Source organism: Chitinophaga rhizosphaerae (assembly GCF_003958645.1).
GTDB classification, from domain to species: Bacteria; Bacteroidota; Bacteroidia; order Chitinophagales; family Chitinophagaceae; genus Chitinophaga; species Chitinophaga rhizosphaerae.
This window is the reverse complement of sequence record NZ_RXLO01000002.1, coordinates 811671-829627: the sequence shown is the minus strand read 5'-3', so window position 1 is coordinate 829627 and position 17957 is coordinate 811671. Positions and strand designations below refer to the sequence as shown.

General features: G+C 54.4%; 15 protein-coding genes. 7 read left to right on the top strand and 8 right to left on the bottom strand.

Annotated elements, in window-relative coordinates; translation table 11 throughout:
- The first annotated feature begins 250 nt into the window (after positions 1 to 250).
- Positions 251 to 952 carry an outer membrane beta-barrel protein gene (locus EJ361_RS07080; protein ID WP_126244711.1) on the top strand — a complete coding sequence of 234 codons (702 nt, stop codon included), beginning with the start codon at positions 251 to 253 and terminating at the stop codon, positions 950 to 952.
- A gap of 204 nt (positions 953 to 1156) precedes the next feature.
- Here the strand turns inward: EJ361_RS07080 and metF are convergent, their stop codons facing one another.
- Entirely contained in the window at positions 1157 to 2110 is a 954-nt protein-coding gene (metF, locus tag EJ361_RS07075; protein ID WP_126244709.1) for a methylenetetrahydrofolate reductase [NAD(P)H], read from the bottom strand.
- Positions 2111 to 2258: 148 nt separating this feature from the next.
- Between metF and lptB the strand changes: the two genes are divergently transcribed.
- The 5 genes from lptB to EJ361_RS07050 all read left to right on the top strand — a co-directional run bounded on the left by lptB (position 2259) and on the right by EJ361_RS07050 (position 8634).
- Positions 2259 to 3026, top strand: coding sequence for an LPS export ABC transporter ATP-binding protein (gene lptB / locus EJ361_RS07070; protein ID WP_126244707.1), 768 nt, complete (start codon positions 2259 to 2261; stop codon positions 3024 to 3026).
- A gap of 29 nt (positions 3027 to 3055) precedes the next feature.
- Positions 3056 to 4579, top strand: coding sequence for a GH3 auxin-responsive promoter family protein (locus tag EJ361_RS07065; RefSeq protein ID WP_126244706.1), 1524 nt, complete (start codon positions 3056 to 3058; stop codon positions 4577 to 4579).
- A gap of 64 nt (positions 4580 to 4643) precedes the next feature.
- Positions 4644 to 5393 carry a 3-oxoacyl-[acyl-carrier-protein] reductase gene (fabG, locus tag EJ361_RS07060; RefSeq protein WP_126244704.1) on the top strand — a complete coding sequence of 250 codons (750 nt, stop codon included), beginning with the start codon at positions 4644 to 4646 and terminating at the stop codon, positions 5391 to 5393.
- 180 nt (positions 5394 to 5573) lie between these two features.
- Complete coding sequence (locus EJ361_RS07055) at positions 5574 to 7097, top strand: sulfatase (protein ID WP_126244703.1); 1524 nt, start codon at positions 5574 to 5576, stop codon at positions 7095 to 7097.
- A 7-nt stretch (positions 7098 to 7104) separates the two neighbouring features.
- Complete coding sequence (locus EJ361_RS07050; protein WP_126244701.1) at positions 7105 to 8634, top strand: sulfatase family protein; 1530 nt, start codon at positions 7105 to 7107, stop codon at positions 8632 to 8634.
- On the opposite strand, the gene EJ361_RS07045 is transcribed toward EJ361_RS07050, so the two are convergent.
- A complete protein-coding gene (locus EJ361_RS07045) occupies positions 8629 to 9513 on the bottom strand; it encodes an SMP-30/gluconolactonase/LRE family protein (RefSeq protein WP_126244699.1) in 885 nt (294 codons plus the stop codon). The two genes, EJ361_RS07050 and EJ361_RS07045, sit on opposite strands and share 6 nt — an antisense overlap.
- 57 nt (positions 9514 to 9570) lie before the next feature.
- Between EJ361_RS07045 and EJ361_RS07040 the strand changes: the two genes are divergently transcribed.
- The gene (locus tag EJ361_RS07040; RefSeq protein WP_126244697.1) at positions 9571 to 10620 is read left to right on the top strand and encodes a nucleoid-associated protein; all 1050 of its coding nucleotides are present in this window, start codon (positions 9571 to 9573) and stop codon (positions 10618 to 10620) included.
- Between the two features lie 3 nt (positions 10621 to 10623).
- Here EJ361_RS07040 and EJ361_RS07035 read toward each other — a convergent pair whose 3' ends face one another.
- From EJ361_RS07035 to EJ361_RS07010, 6 genes are all read right to left on the bottom strand, one after another.
- Positions 10624 to 12084: a rhomboid family intramembrane serine protease gene (locus tag EJ361_RS07035; protein ID WP_126244695.1), complete on the bottom strand. Its 1461-nt coding sequence runs from the start codon at positions 12082 to 12084 to the stop codon at positions 10624 to 10626.
- 60 nt (positions 12085 to 12144) lie between these two features.
- Positions 12145 to 13887, bottom strand: a complete 1743-nt coding sequence (gene ricT, locus EJ361_RS07030; protein ID WP_126244693.1) for a regulatory iron-sulfur-containing complex subunit RicT — start codon at positions 13885 to 13887, stop codon at positions 12145 to 12147.
- A 131-nt stretch (positions 13888 to 14018) separates the two neighbouring features.
- On the bottom strand, positions 14019 to 15155 hold the full coding sequence (locus EJ361_RS07025) for a DNA polymerase III subunit (RefSeq protein WP_126244691.1): 1137 nt from the start codon (positions 15153 to 15155) through the stop codon (positions 14019 to 14021).
- A 25-nt stretch (positions 15156 to 15180) separates the two neighbouring features.
- Positions 15181 to 15705 (bottom strand): glutathione peroxidase, encoded by a 525-nt coding sequence (locus tag EJ361_RS07020; protein ID WP_126244689.1) that lies wholly within the window; start codon positions 15703 to 15705, stop codon positions 15181 to 15183.
- A gap of 79 nt (positions 15706 to 15784) precedes the next feature.
- The gene (gene recR, locus EJ361_RS07015) at positions 15785 to 16408 is read right to left on the bottom strand and encodes a recombination mediator RecR (RefSeq protein WP_126244687.1); all 624 of its coding nucleotides are present in this window, start codon (positions 16406 to 16408) and stop codon (positions 15785 to 15787) included.
- Positions 16409 to 16430: 22 nt separating this feature from the next.
- A complete protein-coding gene (locus EJ361_RS07010) occupies positions 16431 to 17909 on the bottom strand; it encodes an Ig-like domain-containing domain (protein WP_126244685.1) in 1479 nt (492 codons plus the stop codon).
- Positions 17910 to 17957 lie beyond the last annotated feature (48 nt).

The following is a 17957-nucleotide window of genomic DNA, read 5'->3' as shown; positions in this document are numbered from 1 at the left end:
TATCGCCTACGCATTCACTATCAATGGTTCAGCGGTTAAAACGACACTTTGGGGCCCGATAAGTGGAATTTAAGTTAACAATTGGTTATTACGGATGTTTATACTATGGAACTCAATCTTCTTTGTAGTAGCTTGCGGCCGCATTACATTAGGACAGTAGACGACGATTGTAGGACCCCTAACCGAATTACACTCCGATTTTTTCGATTATGCCAGCCTTAGGATCGTCTGGACCCCTAAAACTATATCCATGAAGAGAGCTTTAATCGTGTGCATGCTCATGTATGTAACCCCCGTTGTATTAGGACAGGTTAGTGTAGGCGTGAGAGGAGGGATGAACGCATCCAACATTGAATTTGGCGGAGATGCTGCCGACATTATCGGCAAAGGTTACATGGACCCGCTGTATGGCTGGCACTTAGACCTGGTGCTGAACATCCCGTTGGTGAACAGGGTTTACCTGCAGCCGTATTTCCGGTATATCCGGAAGGGCGCTACCATTCGCGATCAGCCCTGGCTGAAACCGGACGTACCGGGGATGCTGATTTCCAAAGGCCGGCGGATGGAGCTGAATTATCTTGAATTACCGTTGAACATTGTGTATAAATTGCCCGTCGGCAAAGGGTACCTCACCGGCGGATTGGGCCCATACTTGGGTTATGGCCTCAGCGGCAGGTACAGTTACCGGACCATGCGCGATGGGGAGGTGCAGAGCCATGAAAACAGGAAAGTTCGGTTTTCGGGCGGCGGGAACGATGAGAACGTGATCCGGATGGGCCGTTGGGACGCCGGAGCGCATTTTTCAGTTGGGTACGAGTTTTTCAGCTCGCTGACCATCGCGGCCAACTGCAATATCGGGATGGTAGATGTGGACCGCAGCAGTTCTACCCACAGCCGCAACCAGTATGTGGGGCTGAGCGTGGGTTTCCTGTTCAACCGGGAAGATTATTAAGGGATTATCGATGCCTGATAAAAAAAGGAAGGGACCATCATGCGGTGGTCCCTTCCTTTTTATTTTTTATCCCCGGGTAGGGGTAAGGTGAATGGCAGGCGTCATAATACCAAGCAATACATCACCAATAAGTTTTCTAAACAAAGGTGTGACAGTTATAGGGAAACACAGCCATTGCGTATCCACGCAATGGTTTTTCCATTTTTACTGGATGGCCGAAACCACCGCATGCACCACTTTGGGTTTGCCGAGCGTGTAATAATGCAGCACGGGGATGCCGGCGGCTTTCAGTTCTTTCGACTGCTGGATGAGCCATTCGGTGCCCACCAGTTCCACGTCTTTATCGGTTTTGCATTTCACCACTTCGTTGGCGAACTCGTCGGGCATATCTACATGGAAGATGCGCGGGAGCACGGTCAGTTGTTTTTTGGAAGTGAGGGGCTTGAGGCCGGGGATGATGGGAACGGTGATCCCGTTTTCGCGGCATTTGGCTACGAAATCGAAGAATTTTTTATTGTCGAAGAACATCTGGGTAACGATATAATCGGCCCCGCCGTCCACTTTTTTCTTCAGGTAGTTCATGTCGGTCTGCAGGTTGGGGGCTTCGAAATGTTTTTCGGGATAGCCGGCCACGCCGATGCAGAATTTGGTTTTGATGCCGCCCTGGAGGTCTTCTTCGAGGTACATGCCGTTATTCATCTGTACCACCTGCTCGAGCAGTTCGAGGGCGTAGCGGTGGCCGTTGGGATGGGCTTCGAAGAAGGTTTCGTTCTTGGGCGCGTCTCCGCGGAGCACGAGCACATTGTCGATCCCGAGGAAGTTGAGGTCGATCAGGGCGTTTTCCGTCTCTTCCTTGGAGAAGCCGCCGCAGATGAGGTGGGGCACGGCGTCTACCTTATAATGGTTCATGAGTGCGGCGCAGATACCCACGGTGCCGGGGCGCTTGCGGATTTCTACCTTGTCGAAACTCCCATCGGCCCGCTTCTTGAACATATGCTCGCTGCGATGGTAAGTGACATTGATATATGCCGGCTTGAACTCCATCAGCGGGTCCAGGTGGTCCCAGATAGAGTCGATGCTTTTCCCTTTCAGGGGCGGCAGGATCTCGAAAGAGATCAGGGTGTCTTTCGCCTGGGCGATATGTTCGGTGACTTTCATTGTTGGTCTTTGCTTTTTGAAGCCCCGCAAAAATAATATATCCCCCAATAATTAGCTAATAGCCAATAAATGGTTAAAATCCTTCATCTGATTGGCGCAAAACCCTTTTCCATTCGCTGATTTTATTATTTTTGCCGAGATTCTAACTATGGCATTAAGGATACATACCCAGCAATTGGTGAAACGCTACCGCAGCAGAACGGTGGTGAACCACGTTTCGGTGGAGGTGACGCAGGGCGAGATCGTAGGGCTGCTGGGCCCCAACGGTGCGGGCAAGACCACTACTTTCTATATGGTAGTGGGTTTGATCAAGCCGGACGAGGGCGAAGTATTCCTCAACGATCTGAACATTACCAAACTGCCCATGTACAAACGGGCCCAGATGGGCATCGGGTACCTGCCGCAGGAAGCCAGCGTTTTCCGCAAGCTCAGCGTGGAAGACAATATTTCCGCCGTCCTGGAAATGACGAAACTGTCCCGGACGCAGCAGAAAGAGAAACTGGAAAGCCTCCTCAGCGAGTTCCGCCTCCAGCACGTACGTAAAAGCCCCGGCGACGTTCTCTCCGGCGGCGAAAGGCGCCGTACCGAGATCGCACGGGCGCTGGCCGTAGACCCCAAGTTCATTCTCCTCGATGAGCCCTTCGCCGGCATCGACCCCATCGCCGTGGAAGATATCCAGGGCATCGTGGCCAAACTCAAATACCGCAACATCGGCATCCTGATCACCGACCACAACGTACAGGAAACCCTTTCCATCACCGACCGCGCTTACCTCCTTTTCGAAGGCAAAATCCTCAAAGCCGGATCTGCCGAAGAACTCGCGGAAGATGAACAGGTGAGAAAAGTGTATCTTGGCCAGAATTTCGTGCTCCGAAGGAAAGATTACCTCGACGAAGCAGCAAAACAAGTAGAATAACCTATAACAAAACCCTGCTATAAACCGGTATGAAGATATTAAGTCCAGCGCTGTCGCAATTGGCCAGACTACGGATGGGGCGTATTGAGCACTTTATGCAGTACCCCCTGCAGGTTCAGCAGCAGGTCTTCCAAAGCCTGCTGAGCGCCGCGCAGTACACCGAGTTCGGCAAACAGTACGGATTCTCCAAAATATATAAAGTCGAAGAGTTCAAGCAAAGAGTGCCCGTTCATTCCTACGAAACCATGAAGCCCTATATCCAGCGCGTCATGGAAGGAGAACAGAACGTCATCTGGAACACGCCCATCAAATGGTTCGCCAAATCCTCCGGCACCACCGCCGATAAAAGCAAGTTCATCCCCGTATCCGTCGAAAGCCTCGACGAATGCCATTACCGCTCCGGCCGCGACGTGTTCTCCCTGTATTATAACAATTTCCCGGACTCCGACGTGCTCACCGGCAAATCGCTCGTGATCGGCGGCAGCCACCAGGTTAACAAACTTTCTCCCGATTCCGACAGCTATTACGGCGACCTGAGCGCCGTTATGCTCCAGAATATGCCGTTTTACGGCAACCTCCTCCGCACGCCCGACCTCTCCATCGCCCTCATGGACGAATGGGAAGAAAAGATCGAGCGGATGGCCAGCACCGTCATTCATGAAAACGTCACCAATATCGCCGGGGTCCCCACCTGGACGATCGTGCTCATCAAACGGATTTTCGAACTGACCGGGACAGACAACCTGGCCGACGTTTGGCCGAACCTCGAAGTGTACATGCATGGCGGCGTGAGCTTCACTCCGTACCGCGAACAGTTCAAAAAGCTCATCCGCAAGCCGGATATGAGTTACCTGGAATCGTACAACGCTTCGGAGGGCTTCTTCGCCGCGCAGGACGTGATCGGGCAGGAGGGACTGCTGCTGTTCCTCCAGCACGGTATTTTCTACGAATTCATGCCGATGGAAGAGCTGGGGAAGGAATTCCCCCATACCCTGCAGCTGCATGAAGTGGAACTAGGCAAGAACTATGCGCTCGTGATCAGCACCAATGGCGGCCTGTGGCGTTACCTGGTGGGCGACACCGTGCAGTTCGTTTCCCTCGCGCCGTACCGCATAAGGGTGAGCGGGCGCACGAAATCCTTTATCAATGCATTCGGGGAAGAACTGATCGTCGACAATTCGGACAAGGCCATCGCCGAAGCGGCCGCAGCAACAGGCGCCGTGGTGAACGATTATACCGCCGCTCCGATCTATTTTAGCGACGGCGATTGCGGCGGGCACGAATGGCTCATCGAGTTCGAACAGCAGCCCGAAAGCCTGGACGCGTTTATCGACATCCTCGACCGCACGCTCAAATCCATCAATTCCGACTACGAAGCCAAGCGGCATAAAGATATGGCGCTGCGCCGGCCAACAATGCACGCCCTCAAGCCGGGGACCTTCACGGAATGGCTGAAAAGCAAAGGCAAACTGGGCGGACAGCACAAGGTACCGCGCCTCAACAACGAAAGGAATGTGCTGGAAGAACTTCTCCGGTTTATTGAAAAACAATAGGGAAAGATGTAATTTTCAATACCTTCACTCATCATCAGACTAAAGTTAAAACTACACAGTTACAATGAAATTACTGGACAACAAAGTAGCCATCGTTACAGGTGCCAGCCGTGGGATCGGTGAAGCGATCGCGCTGAAGTTCGCCGAACAGGGCGCACATGTCGCTTTTACGTATGTAAGCTCCGATGAAAAAGCCAAAGCGCTCGAAGCCAGACTGCAGGCGCTCGGTGTGAAAGCAAAAGCATACAAAAGCAACGCCGGCGTGTTCGAAGAATGCGAAGCGCTGGTAAACGATGTGGTGAAAGAGTTCGGCACTGTTGATATTTGCGTGAACAACGCCGGTATATCCAAAGACAACCTGATCCTCCGTATGAGCCCCGAGCAGTGGGACGAGGTGATGGACGTGAACCTGAAAAGCGTCTTCAATATGACGAAGCTGGTGGTGCGCCCGATGATGAAAGCCAAAAAAGGCAGCATCATCAACATGAGCTCCATCATCGGTATCAAAGGCAATGCGGGCCAGAGCAGCTACGCGGCTTCCAAAGCGGGGATCATCGGTTTCTCGAAATCCATCGCGCAGGAGCTGGGCAGCCGCAACGTTCGCGTGAACTCCGTGGCTCCGGGCTTCATCGAAACCGATATGACCCATTACCTGAAAGACGGCGAAGGCGCCAAAGCTTACCTGGACAAAATTCCCCTGGGTAAATTCGGCTCCACCGACGATATCGCCAACGTTTGCCTCTTCCTCGCTTCCGACATGAGCGCCTACGTTACCGGCCAGACCTTGAGCGTTTGCGGTGGTCTTAATACCTGATAATCAATTATTTGAAATATGATGAAGGCGGTCCGGCAACGGTCCGCCTTTTTGTTATCGGTGCCCGGGATGCCGCTGATACAGAAAACTGGGAAATTGCCGTAACGGACGTTATATTGGCAGGCGTGGAAGCCTTCTCCGCGAGTATGATATAGCAAACGCATCTAAAAAGAGCGAACCATGAAGCTACTGAATATTACCCTCCTCGCCGGAATGCTGCTCCCGGCGATGGCGCAGGCACAACAACGGCCGAACATCATCGTTTTTCTCGTCGACGATATGGGCTGGATGGATACGTCGCTCCCATTGGGCGACAGCACCTATCCGCTGAACAAACGGTACCACACACCGAATATGGAAAGGCTGGCGGCCGAGGGGATGAAATTCTCCCAGGCATACGCCACACCGGTGTGCACGCCCACGCGCGTAAGCCTCATGACCGGCATGAACGCCGCGCGGCACCGCGTCACGAACTGGACATCGCCGGTGAAAGACCGGCCGACGGACCGGCCAGACGATCAGTTCGGGCCGCTGGACTGGAACATTAACGGTTGCAGTCCTGTAGCGGGGATTCCCGGCTCCGTGCATGCCACACCGTTGCCGCAACTGCTCCGCGACGCGGGATATTTCACGGTGCACGTGGGCAAGGCGCATTGGGGCTCGCAGGGCACGCCCGGCGCCAGTCCGTATAACTTTGGTTTTACCGTGAACGTGGGCGGCCATGCGGCGGGGCATCCGCAAAGTTACCAGGGCAAGGAAAATTACGGGAACCTCCCCGGGAAAGCGAGCGCACAGGCCGTTCCGGATCTCGAGGAATATTGGGGCACCGAAACTTTCCTCACCGAAGCCCTCACCGTAGAAGCGATCAAATCCATCGAAACGCCCGTCAAAACCCAACAGCCTTTCTTCCTCCATCTCGGCCATTACGCCGTTCACGACCCCATCCAGGGCGATCAACGTTTCCTGCAGCGTTACCTCGACGCCGGGCTGGACACGATCGAGGCGCGGTATGCATCGCTGTTGGAAGGAATGGATAAAAGTTTGGGCGATATCATGGATTATCTCCGGAAAAAGAACATCGACAAACAAACGGTGATTATTTTTATGAGCGACAACGGCGGCCTCAGTTATTCGCCCCCGCGCGGCGGCCCTTCGCACACGCAAAACCTGCCCCTGAAAGCCGGGAAAGGTTCCATGTACGAAGGCGGCATCCGCGAGCCGATGATCGTGAAATGGCCGGGCGTGACCAAAGCAGGATCGATGACGAAGCAATACGTGATGATCGAAGATTTTTTCCCGACGATACTCGCCATGGCCGGTGTCCGGCAATATAAAACGGCGCAGCCGGTAGACGGGAGAAGTTTCGTGAACGTATTGCAAAACCCCCGCTCCGCCGATTCCACGCGATCACTGGTGTGGCATTTTCCGAACAAATGGCAGCAGCAGGACGGGCCGGGTATCAATTACAAATCCGCCATTCGCCAGGGCCGCTGGAAAATGATCTATAACATGCGGAACGGGAAAAAGGAATTGTACGACATCGAAGCCGATCTTCGCGAATCGAACGACCTTTCCGCCGCCAACCCCGCAAAGGTAAAAGCCCTTTCCGCACTGCTGTCTGACCGGCTGCGTGAATGGAAAGCGCAAATGCCGCCGCTGAAAAACACCGGGAAAGCCGCGCCTTTCCCCGACGAAACCGAATAACTCGAATATGCAGATACAACGACTGGCTGCCGCTGCGGCCCTGTTGCTGGGGCTTTCCGGCACAGCAATGGCGCAGCGCAAGCCCAACATCATCCTCATCGTTTCGGACGACCACGCCTTCCAGGCCATCGGCGCCTACGGCGGGCAGCATGCACGAACGCCCAACATCGACCGCATTGCGCGGGAAGGCGTGAAATTCAACCGCGCCTACGTCACCAATTCCATCTGCGGCCCCAGCCGCGCGGTGATCCTGACCGGTAAACACAGCCACCGCAACGGGTTCAGGGATAACGAACATTCCCGGTTCGACGGCAGCCAGAACACTTTCATCAAAGAGCTCGGCAAAATCGGCTACAATACCGCGTGGATCGGGAAGTGGCACCTGGAAACCCAGCCACAGGGGTTCTCGTACTGGCAGGTGCTCCCCGGGCAAGGTTCCTATTACAACCCGGATTTCCTCATGATGGACGGATCGAAGAAAAGGTTCGACGGATATGTGACCAACGTCATAGAAGACGAGGCCGAAAAATGGCTCGACGGGCGCGATACCACCCAGCCTTTCTGTTTGGTCATCGGCCACAAAGCCACCCATCGCACCTGGATCCCCGACACTACCGACATGGGCGCCTACGAAAACACGACGTTCAACCTCCCGGCGAATTTCCGCGATAATTATGAAGGCCGGAAAGCCGCCGCCATACAGGAAATGAGCGTATCGAAATCCATGATCATGGGCTACGACCTCAAAATGTTCGGAGACAGCGCCGAAGCCAACCGCGACGGTAACATCAAACGTATGAACCCCGCACAGCGCGCGAAGTTCGACGCATTCTACGGCCCCATTGCAGACGGGCTCAAAACCGTCCGCTTCACCGAAGAAGGCTTCGCACAGTGGAAATTCCAGCGGTACATGCGCGATTACATGAGCACTGCGCTTTCGCTCGACCGCAACATCGGCCGCACGCTCGATTACCTCGACCGCCACGGGCTCACCGATAATACCATCGTGATTTATATGTCCGACCAGGGTTTTTATCTCGGCGAGCACGGCTGGTTCGACAAGCGTTTCATGTACGAGGAATCTTTCCGCACGCCCCTGGTGATGCGGTACCCCGGTGCCGCGAAGCCCGGTTCCGTCAACAACGATTTCGTCATGAACCTCGACATCGCGCCTACGTTATTACAGGCCGCCGGCGCGAAAGTTCCCGCGGATATGCAGGGAGCATCTTTCCTGCCGAAGCTTTCGGGAAAGGGAAAATCCCGCAAGTCGATGTATTACCATTATTATGAAAACGGCGAGCACGCGGTATCTCCGCACTTCGGGGTGCGCACGGAACGGTACAAGCTCATCCGGTTCTACAAGCGTGTGGAAGGCTGGGAGCTGTACGATCTGAAGAAAGACCCTTCAGAGATGAAGAACCTTTACGGTCAGAAAAAATACCAGAAAATCCAGGCGAAACTGGTAGCCGAACTTCAAAACGAGATCGGCCACTACGGCGACACAGACGCCATGGTTATCCTGCGGAAAGGTTTATAAACCTTTGCCGGGAATCTCCGCACGGAAGTATTCCATGCATTTGCGATCCTGCAGCGTCACGTACACGGTACGGCCATCGTGCCCGCCGAATACGAGATTGCTGCAGGATTTTCCTTTCAGGGGAATTTCCCGGTAGATTTCGCCCTCCGGTGTGATCATGACGATCGTGCCTTTGCCATAGCGGGTTACGTAGAGGTTGCCTTCGCGGTCGGTCTTCATCCCGTCGAACCCGAAATCGGGGAACTCGGCGAAAAGGCGTTTGTTGGAAATGCTTCCATCGGCATCGATATCGAATTGCCAGATTTTACGCTGCACGCTTTCGTTGACGTAAAGCGTTTTTTCGTCGGGGCTCAGGCAGATGCCGTTGGTGGTGCCCATGCTCCCGTGGAGCAGGTGGGGCGTTCCATCGGGATCGATGCGCCAGATCTGGCCGGTGCCGGCTTTCCAGTTGGGATCGGAAGCGAAGAGCTGTCCTTTCGCGTTGATGCAGAAATCGTTAGGCTGGTTGAAACGGTCTGAATGGCAGAAAATGCTGATATTCCGGGATTTCATGTTCACTTTCAATATGTTATGACCGATAAAGTCGGCCAGTAGCATATTCCCGGACTTGTCGAAAACGATGCTGTTGGCGATGCTGCTGTCTGGCAGGGTCACGAACACATTGCCGCGGCCCGTAACAGTGCTGATGAGGCCCACGGTGCCGTCGTACTTGAAATTCACCACGTACAACTGGCCACGGGCGTCGAAATTCGGGCCTTCGATGTTGGAGGAAAACATGTTTTCCTTCGTAAGGTCGCGGGCAACGTAGGGGATCTGTGCTTTCTGGCCGAGGGCCACGGTGGCAGAGAGTGTCAATAGTGCGGTGATCAGGCGTTTCATACCGGTAAATTAATTTTTTTGACGGAAAATGGGAAATGCCCCTAATTTGCAGCCCGTATGATTCACGTATCGGATATCAAAGACCTGGAACTGCTCACGATCCATAAGGTGGGCAACGGCAATAACGACGAGCCTCTCGTGCTTTCGCAGCAACCGCTCGAACTGCAGGACGAAACCATCGGCACCCTGCTCCTCAGCTACTTCATCCAGCCATTCGCCAACATGGCCGAATATTTCCGCTTCACCCACGAAGCCGATATCCAGCTCAATGAAGTGTATAAATATTGCAGCCTCATCTTCGAGAATAAAGACAACTTCCAGGAACAGTCCGTCAACATCGCCAAACACCTCTACAAACACTCCACCCATCCCAAAATCAAGGGCGGGGAACTGTATATCACCCATTTCTCGAAATGCCAGGTAGATGGCGAAGAGGTGGAAGCGATCGGGATTTTCAAGTCGGAAACCCGCGATACCTACCTGAAAGTGTTCCTCAACGACGAAAACTACCAACTGAACTACGACGACGGTATCAACATCAACAAACTCGATAAAGGCTGCCTCGTTTTCAATATCGGACCGGAAGAAGGGTTCAAGGTCGGCATCGTAGACAGCAACAGCAAACAGGAGGCCGTGTACTGGAAAGACGCGTTCCTGCAAGTGGAGCGCCGGGCAGACAGCTACCATCAAACCGAGACGATGGTAGACCTGTGCCAGCAGTTCATCCAGAAAAAACTGCCGGAAGAGTTCGAAATGAACCGGATCGACCAGATCGAGCTACTGAAAAAATCCGCTACTTATTTTAAAGAGAAGGAAGAATTCAAGATGGAGGAATTTGCGGAGGAAGTGCTCGGCCACCCCGATGCCGTAGACGCCTTCCGCGAGTACCGCGATCATTACCGCGATGAATACAAGCTCGACGTGCCCGACGAATTCGAGATCAGCAACCCGGCATTCAAGAAAGGCCAGAAATTCTTCAAGAGCATCCTCAAGCTCGACCGCAACTTTCACGTATATGTGCATGGCAACCGCGAAATGATCGAGCGCGGCTACGACGAGGAGCGGAGCATGAATTATTACAAATTGTATTTCGAGGAAGAGAAGTAGGCGCTAGTAATCGAGCTGCTGCTGCAGGCTGTCGAGCTGCTTGAGCGCGCGGAGGATTTCGGTGTCGTAGGGATTTTTTCCTTCAGACAGCGTTTTATAATTCCAGACGAACAATTGTTTCTGTGTGGTGTAAATCTTGCGCAGGATGCGGTTCTGCCTGCGGGAATCCTGTGCCAGGTGGAGTTTGTCGACTTCGTCCATGATGCGCAGGTTTTCATCCATATAATAAATGGCGTAATTCTTCAGCCATTTCATCCTTTCCTCGTTGGTGCGGGCCGTGTAGGCGCCCGATGCCATGAGGTAATTCTCGTCCATTTTGGTCCTTTTCTCCAGGTAAACATTCACATCGCGCGGGGCGAGGAAGTACGCGGCGGAGAAGATGATCCCGCAAACGGCCAGTCCCAGCGCGGTGAAGCCCGTTTTACGCTTCGCGGAAGCTGTGGGGCGGAGGCCGGGAAGCCAGAGCAGCCCCATGAATAATCCGCAGAACAGTCCGCCGAAATGCGCGGCATGGTCGTAATTGGTGGAAAAGAAGATGGATGCGAGGTTCATGACGAGATAAATCCCGATGCTGACGAGCAGGGCTTTCCGTTCGCGCGGCTCGATGAATTTATGCAGCAGCAGGGCGAGGATAAACCCGAACAGTCCGAAAACCGAAGCGGAAGCGCCGAGGGAAGGCGTGATATCGTACCACCAGAGCCCGGCGAGGGCGCCGCCGATGCCGGTCAGGAGATAGACGAGGGCGAACCGGGCCCTTCCGAGGAGGGGCTCCAGGTAAATGCCGCACATCATCACGGCGTACATATTAAAGAAGAGATGGAACCCGTTGGCATGGAGGAACCCGGCCGAAACCAGCCTCCATGGCTCACCGAAGAGCGTTAGCGGCTTGTAGTTGGCGCCCACGGCGTTGAGTGCTTCGCCGGCGGGCGTCCAGCCGCTACTTTGCGGGAACAGCCATTTGTTGGTGGTGATGAGGAAGATGAGGGCGTTGAGGACGATGAGGATCGGCGTCACGAAATAACCTTTCACCGGCTTGAAAACCTGCGTGAAACCGTTTACCACCCTTCGGCTCCGTGTGAGATGGACCGTTTCCCCTTCCGGACGGATAAGGTGCCGGCGCTCCCGGATGGCGGCTTCCAGTTCATCCGGCGCAATGGCGGCGTCGATGGAATGGAGCGCCCTCAGCAGGCGGATCACGTTCTGGCGGTTACGCCCGAAGTCGAGGACCTGTACGCCGGTGGAAACACTGAACAGTTCGATCTCTTCCTGTGAGAAGTCGATGCTGACCTGTTCGTTCCACGATTTAAGGCTGAAGTGGGTGAAGGCGGTGAGGCTATCGGGGGTGGCGGTGCCTACTTCCCATTCGAGCCTTTCGGCGGCGAGCCAGAAAAGGATGAGCCGTTCCTCCGTGCTGCGGTGGGAGAGGGAAGCGTAGGTGCTATATCGGGGTGGGAATCCGATCATGGTACAATAAAGAGAGACGCACCGGAATGCGTCTCTCTTGTATACGAAGGTACTCGAAAATTATTGATTGTTTTCAGGCTTCGGCTCGCGTGGTTCCCTGGGCTTTTGATCGCCACCGCGGTTCTCGCGTGGTTCTCTGGGCTTTTGTTCGCCACGGGGCTCGCGCGGTTCGCGAGGCTCGCGGGGTTTTTGATCGCCGCCGCGGGGTTCCCGGGGTTTCTGATCGCCGCGGGGCTCCCTGGGCTTTTGGTCGCCGCCGCGGTTTTCGCGGGGTTCCCGGGGCTTTTGGTCGCCACGGGGCTCGCGCGGTTCACGAGGCTCGCGGGGTTTTTGATCACCACCGCGGTTTTCGCGGGGTTCCCGGGGTTTCTGGTCGCCACGGTTTTCGCGGGGCTCCCGGGGTTCCCTGGGTTTTTGCTCGCCGCCGCGGTTCTCGCGTGGTTTCTGATCTCCGCGGTTTTCGCGTGGCTTTTGGTCGCCGCCGCGGTGTTCACGGTGTTCCCGGGGTTTTTGTTCTCCGCCCCGGTTATCCGGCCTGGGCTCGCGTGGTTTCTGATCTCCACGGTTTTCGCGTGGCTTTTGGTCACCGCCGCGATTGTCGGGCCGTTGCTCCCGGGGTTTCTGATCACCGCCCTTGCCTTTGTTCTCCTTTTGTTGCTGCTGTTCCTTCTGCTTTTCGCGGCTTTTGGCCTTGCGCTTCTGGGACGCTTTTTCGAGGGAGCGGAGACTGATCTGGCCTACCACGTCGGCAAACCCGAGATCGGCTTCCTTATTGGGTTTGGACGTTACCACTTCCACCGCCTTCAGCTCGTCCGGACGGATGCCCTGGGTATTGAGCTGGCGGATTTCCTTCACACGGGTGATGGTGAGGGGGTATTGTTTGTTGCTGTTGTCGTAGGAGTACCACATCAGGTTCTTGAAGATATCCCTTTTCTGCAGCGAGGCTTTGCCTGTGGAGGTTTCGATCACATCGCAATCGTCGGGGAAATCTTTCAGGGCGTCGAGGTAGGTATCCAGTTCGTAGTTCAGGCAGCATTTCAGACGGCCGCACTGGCCGGAAAGCTTCGCCTGGTTGATGGAGAGGTTTTGGTAACGGGCTGCGGTCGTGTTTACCGATTTGAAATCGGTCAGCCAGGTGGAGCAGCACAATTCACGGCCGCAAGAGCCGATGCCGCCTACTTTTCCTGCTTCCTGGCGGGCGCCGATCTGGCGCATTTCCACCTTTACACGGAATTCGGAGGCATATACTTTAATCAATTCACGGAAATCGACACGGTCGTCTGCCGTGTAGAAGAAAGTCGCTTTCCGGCCGTCTGCCTGGATTTCCACTTCTGCAAGCTTCATCTCCAGGCCCAGGTTCCGGGCGATGGCACGTGCCTTGATCAGCGCGTCCCGCTCACGGTTTTTGTTCTCCGACATGCGGTGCATATCGTCGTTAGACGCGCGGCGGAGTACCTTTTTCACTTCGGGTGTATCTTCCACCCGTCTCTTCTTCATCTGCAACTTCACCAGTTCGCCGGTGAGGTTGACCATGCCTACGTCAAAACCGCTGATCCCTTCCACAGCCACCATTTCGCCCTTCTCGAACTGTTGTTTGGTGGAATTTCTGAAGAAATCTTTGCGACTACCGTTATTAAAACTTACTTCTAAAATATCGAATGGTGCTAAACTATCACTCAAGGGAATATTGGAAAGCCAGTCGAAGACGTTGAGGCGGTTACATCCGCCACTGCTACATCCTCCATTGCTCTTGCATCCCGTCGGCTTCCCCTCTGCACCCGTACCACATCCGGCACAAGCCATATTATTCGGTTTATTAATTTAAAAAATGTTGATCCCTGGTACCCCAGGTCACTAAAAGTACATATTAACTTCCAGATTCAAAAGGGCGTATAGGGAAATAGCCGGACAAAGGTACGTTAAATAGTTGACAGCTAAACAGGCAGCGGACGGCCCTTAAAGACGTACTGAAGCCTGATGGAGAGCGCGTGGAACAGGATTTTCCCGTTAGCGTTCCGCTCGATGTGATAGTACGCATTGTCCAGTTCTTCCATGATCTGGCCCATTTGACCGAGGTTGGCCAGTTTTTTCAGTTTTTCTGCGAAATCGATCTCTTCCTGGGTGAAAGCGAGCTGCGAGGGGTCCATATATTGAACGCGGAGACTGTGCTCCAGCACGTTGATGAAGTAGCGGATGAACTGCTTCTGGTTTTCACGGCCCATTTTGGCGCTGGCCATATGGTCTACCCACTCCTGGAGCCCCGCCCTGTTTTGCATGAAGATGGCATTGAGCCAGTTACGCAAAAGTTCATGGTAATCGTTATCGGAATGGTTGAGCAGTTGCACCGCTTCGCGATAGTTCCCCGACGCGATCGTGGCGATCTGGCGGGCACGCGTTTCGGGAACGGCGTTCCGCTGGGTGAGGGCTTTCACGATCTCTTCTTTCGGCAACGGATTGATCTTGATGAGCTGCGTTCTCGACAGGATGGTCGCCAGGATCTGCTCCTGGTTTTCCGCCACGAGGATGAAAACCGTATTGGCCGGCGGCTCCTCGATGAGCTTCAGCAGCCGGTTGCCCTCGTTCCCGAGGTATTCCGGCATCCACATGAGCAATATCTTGAAAGGGCTTTCGAAGCTCTTCAGGTTCAGTTTCCGGATAATGTCCTGGCATTCATGGGCCGTAATATTGCCCTGTTTGTTCTCCGCGCCGATGAACTGCAGCCAGTCGTACGCGTTGCCATACGGCTGCTGCGCCACAAATTCGCGCCACTCGCTCGCATAATCGGTGCTGACAGGCTTGTCGCCCGATTTGCGGGGGATGACGGGGTAGGAGAAATGAATGTCGGGATGGATATACTTCCGTGCTTTCACACAGGCGGAACACTCGCCGCAGGAATCATGCCCCTGGCGGTTCTCGCATACAAGGTATTGCGCAAAGGCCAGTCCCATGGGCAGCCCGCCCGCTCCTTCGGGGGCCAGCATGATCATGGCGTGGCTGAGCCGGTTGTTTTCAACCGCATGCAAAATCTGGTCGCGCGTGGCTTCCTGTCCGATGATATCCGCGAAAAACATGGCGGTAAAAATACGGGATAATTGGTTATTTCCCTTCGATCGCGGCGGTCACTTCCGGACTAAAAACCGAAGTACGCGGTTTGAAAACGGCGATCAGTTCCCCTTTTTCGTTCAGCAGGTACTTTTGGAAGTTCCAGGTCACCTCTTCCGGGGCGAGCTGTTTGGCTTTCGCTTCTTCCGTCAGCCATTTGTAGATCGGGTGGATGTCTGCCCCCTTCACGGAGATTTTCGCCGCCATGGGGAAGGTTACGGCGTATTCCTTGGTGCAGAACGCCTTGATATCGGCATTGGAACCGGGTTCCTGGCCGCCGAAGTTGTTGGCGGGAAAGCCTACGATCACCAGTTTACCGTGGTATTGCCTGTACAGCTTTTCCAGCTCGGCATATTGCGGCGTGTTCCCGCATTGAGACGCGGTGTTGACGATCAGGATCTTTTTGCCCTTGTATTTCGAGAAATCGATCTTGCCGCCTTCGATGGCGTCTACCTTAATATCATACACATTCCCGAAAAGGACGGGGAAAAGGGCGGAAAGCAGAAATATTTTGAACATGTTCAGCCTGTTTTGAGGGATGGTTAAAAACTCGGTGTTGTCTATCCAAATATACGTTTCAACGTACAAAAATCAAGCCCTATTTGCCCTGTTGGAGGTAGTTGTCGAGCGGGAGGCGGTTGGTGAGCGACCGGGCGAGCGTCATTTCGTCGGCATATTCCAGTTCCCCGCCGAAAGCGATCCCCCGGGCGATGGTAGTCACTTTCACCGGGTAATCCTTCAACTTTTTCGATAAATAATAGATGGTGGTATCCCCTTCGATGGTAGGGCTCAGGGCCATAATGACCTCTTCCACACCGTCCCGCTGCACCCGCTCCACCAGGGAATGGATCTGCAACTGGTCTGGCCCGATCCCGTCGATCGGCGAAATGATGCCCCCCAGCACATGGTACACCCCGTTAAACTGCTGGGTATTTTCAATGGCGATCACATCGCGGATGGATTCCACGACGCACACTACTTTATGATTGCGGGAAGCGTTGGCGCAAATGGTACAGGTATCTTCGTCGGAAACGTTATGGCAGGTTTTGCAGAACTTGATCTGCCGGCGCATTTTGGCGATGGCCTCCGCGAAACCTTCCACCTGGGCCGTATCCTGCTTCAGCAGGTGCAGCACCAGCCGTAAAGCCGTTTTCTTGCCCACGCCCGGCAGCCGCGCAAACTCGCTGACTGCATTTTCTATCAATGCGGAAGAAAAGATCATACGGCAAAATTACGGATATTGACTATAGTTTGACGTTAGTGGGGACCGTCCAGTTCTTTTTAACGTTGATGGGATCTTTGAAGGTAAACACCGTTTCGGGCTGCTTTTTCGGGTTTCGGTAATAAATGCCCGTATCCCAGCGCCCGTTGAAGTTCCGGTCCACGATCACGCGGATTTCGTACTCCCCGGGCTGGATGAGCCCGCGTTCCCATTTGCCGTTTTTCACAATGCCGGTATATTTCACTTCCTTTCCGCCCTGCACCAGCTGCACCACAAACTGGTAACTGCTGTCGCTTTCGGGCAGGATGTGGCGGGCGCTGTCGCTCACGCTGAGATTTACGGTCACGGTACCGTAATCGTCCAGCTGTTTGGCTTCGAAGCGGACGGTATCCGCCTTCGCCGTTTGCAGCCCGGTGGTATCGGTGGCGAAGCCCGCGGGGAGGATCAGCTGGTAAGGCATGCCGGGCTTCCAGTTGTACGACATCCTGAACTGCTTCATAGTGGTATCCGCCACGGTCAGCCCGAACCGCACGGGCCGGAGGGTCGTATCTTCCAGCAGCGAAATGGCGGAAGAATCGAGGCTGCGGATGGGGAAGTTGAAAGACAGGGTAAGGCTGTCGCCCAGTTCCTGGCGCCCGCCGCTAAGATCGGCGCTCACGATCAGTTTGGGTTTCTTCTTGTCGTCTTTCTTCTTTTCTTCCTGCTGCGGCTGGGCTTCTTCCGGCGCGGCCAGGTCTTCGTATTTCGGCCGGAGCGAATCCGGCTCCCTGAAGAGCGACATATTCACATCCGCCAAATTTTCCGACAAATCGAGCGGCGCATCGTAATAGGCGATGAGCTCGTCGGCTTCCGTATACTGGAAATCGCGGTTTTCTTCTTTCAGGGCGAAAATCCTGTAAGTGCCCGGCTTGAGGTTCTTGAACCGGAACGTTCCGTTGCCTTTGGTTTTGGCCAGGTACAACGGTTTTTCCTTGGACACCACGGAGTCTTCCGTGATATTGGAATACAGCATCACGGCCACGTTACTGTCCGGCTTGCCGGTTTCGGCGATGAGGATGGTGCCCGACAGGGTGATGGAATCGAGGTAATCGCCGGTAGACACCACGTACTGGAAGTCTTCGATCGGGTTGCGCTCGTTCACGTCCTTCACGGCGTCTCCCAGGTTGAAAGTATAAGTGGTGTTGGGTTGGAGGGAATCCTTGATCACCATGGTCACCGAGCGCAATTTGGCGGTGATCACGGGCGTGCGTTTCAGCGTGGGCGACACGATGAGCTTTTCCAGCACATTATCCAGCTCCACGTATTCATCGAACCGGAACGTAACGCGCTGTTCGTTGAAATTGAGGGTGGAATCGGGCGGGGAAACGGACAGGACCCTCGGCGCCAGGGTGTCTCGCGGCCCGCCGCCGGGCGGCACGATGTTGGCGCAGCCGGAAAATAGATAGCCGCAAGCCATGAGAACGATCCAAAAGCCGGTCCAGCCACGCATTATATGATTCATGATTCCTTTTCGCTGAATTTTTATGATTTGCAAACTTACTGTTTGTTG

Excerpts from the sequence above, each read along its gene's own strand:
- EJ361_RS07040 (WP_126244697.1), top strand. The coding sequence starts at position 9,571 with ATGATTCACGTATCGGATATCAAAGACCTGGAACTGCTCACGATCCAT.
- EJ361_RS07025 (WP_126244691.1), bottom strand. The coding sequence starts at position 15,155 with ATGTTTTTCGCGGATATCATCGGACAGGAAGCCACGCGCGACCAGATT.
- EJ361_RS07055 (WP_126244703.1), top strand. The coding sequence starts at position 5,574 with ATGAAGCTACTGAATATTACCCTCCTCGCCGGAATGCTGCTCCCGGCG.
- fabG (WP_126244704.1), top strand. The coding sequence starts at position 4,644 with ATGAAATTACTGGACAACAAAGTAGCCATCGTTACAGGTGCCAGCCGT.
- EJ361_RS07065 (WP_126244706.1), top strand. The coding sequence starts at position 3,056 with ATGAAGATATTAAGTCCAGCGCTGTCGCAATTGGCCAGACTACGGATG.
- EJ361_RS07045 (WP_126244699.1), bottom strand. The coding sequence starts at position 9,513 with ATGAAACGCCTGATCACCGCACTATTGACACTCTCTGCCACCGTGGCC.
- EJ361_RS07080 (WP_126244711.1), top strand. The coding sequence starts at position 251 with ATGAAGAGAGCTTTAATCGTGTGCATGCTCATGTATGTAACCCCCGTT.
- EJ361_RS07035 (WP_126244695.1), bottom strand. The coding sequence starts at position 12,084 with ATGATCGGATTCCCACCCCGATATAGCACCTACGCTTCCCTCTCCCAC.
- EJ361_RS07050 (WP_126244701.1), top strand. The coding sequence starts at position 7,105 with ATGCAGATACAACGACTGGCTGCCGCTGCGGCCCTGTTGCTGGGGCTT.
- lptB (WP_126244707.1), top strand. The coding sequence starts at position 2,259 with ATGGCATTAAGGATACATACCCAGCAATTGGTGAAACGCTACCGCAGC.
- EJ361_RS07020 (WP_126244689.1), bottom strand. The coding sequence starts at position 15,705 with ATGTTCAAAATATTTCTGCTTTCCGCCCTTTTCCCCGTCCTTTTCGGG.
- ricT (WP_126244693.1), bottom strand. The coding sequence starts at position 13,887 with ATGGCTTGTGCCGGATGTGGTACGGGTGCAGAGGGGAAGCCGACGGGA.
- metF (WP_126244709.1), bottom strand. The coding sequence starts at position 2,110 with ATGAAAGTCACCGAACATATCGCCCAGGCGAAAGACACCCTGATCTCT.
- EJ361_RS07010 (WP_126244685.1), bottom strand. The coding sequence starts at position 17,909 with ATGAATCATATAATGCGTGGCTGGACCGGCTTTTGGATCGTTCTCATG.
- recR (WP_126244687.1), bottom strand. The coding sequence starts at position 16,408 with ATGATCTTTTCTTCCGCATTGATAGAAAATGCAGTCAGCGAGTTTGCG.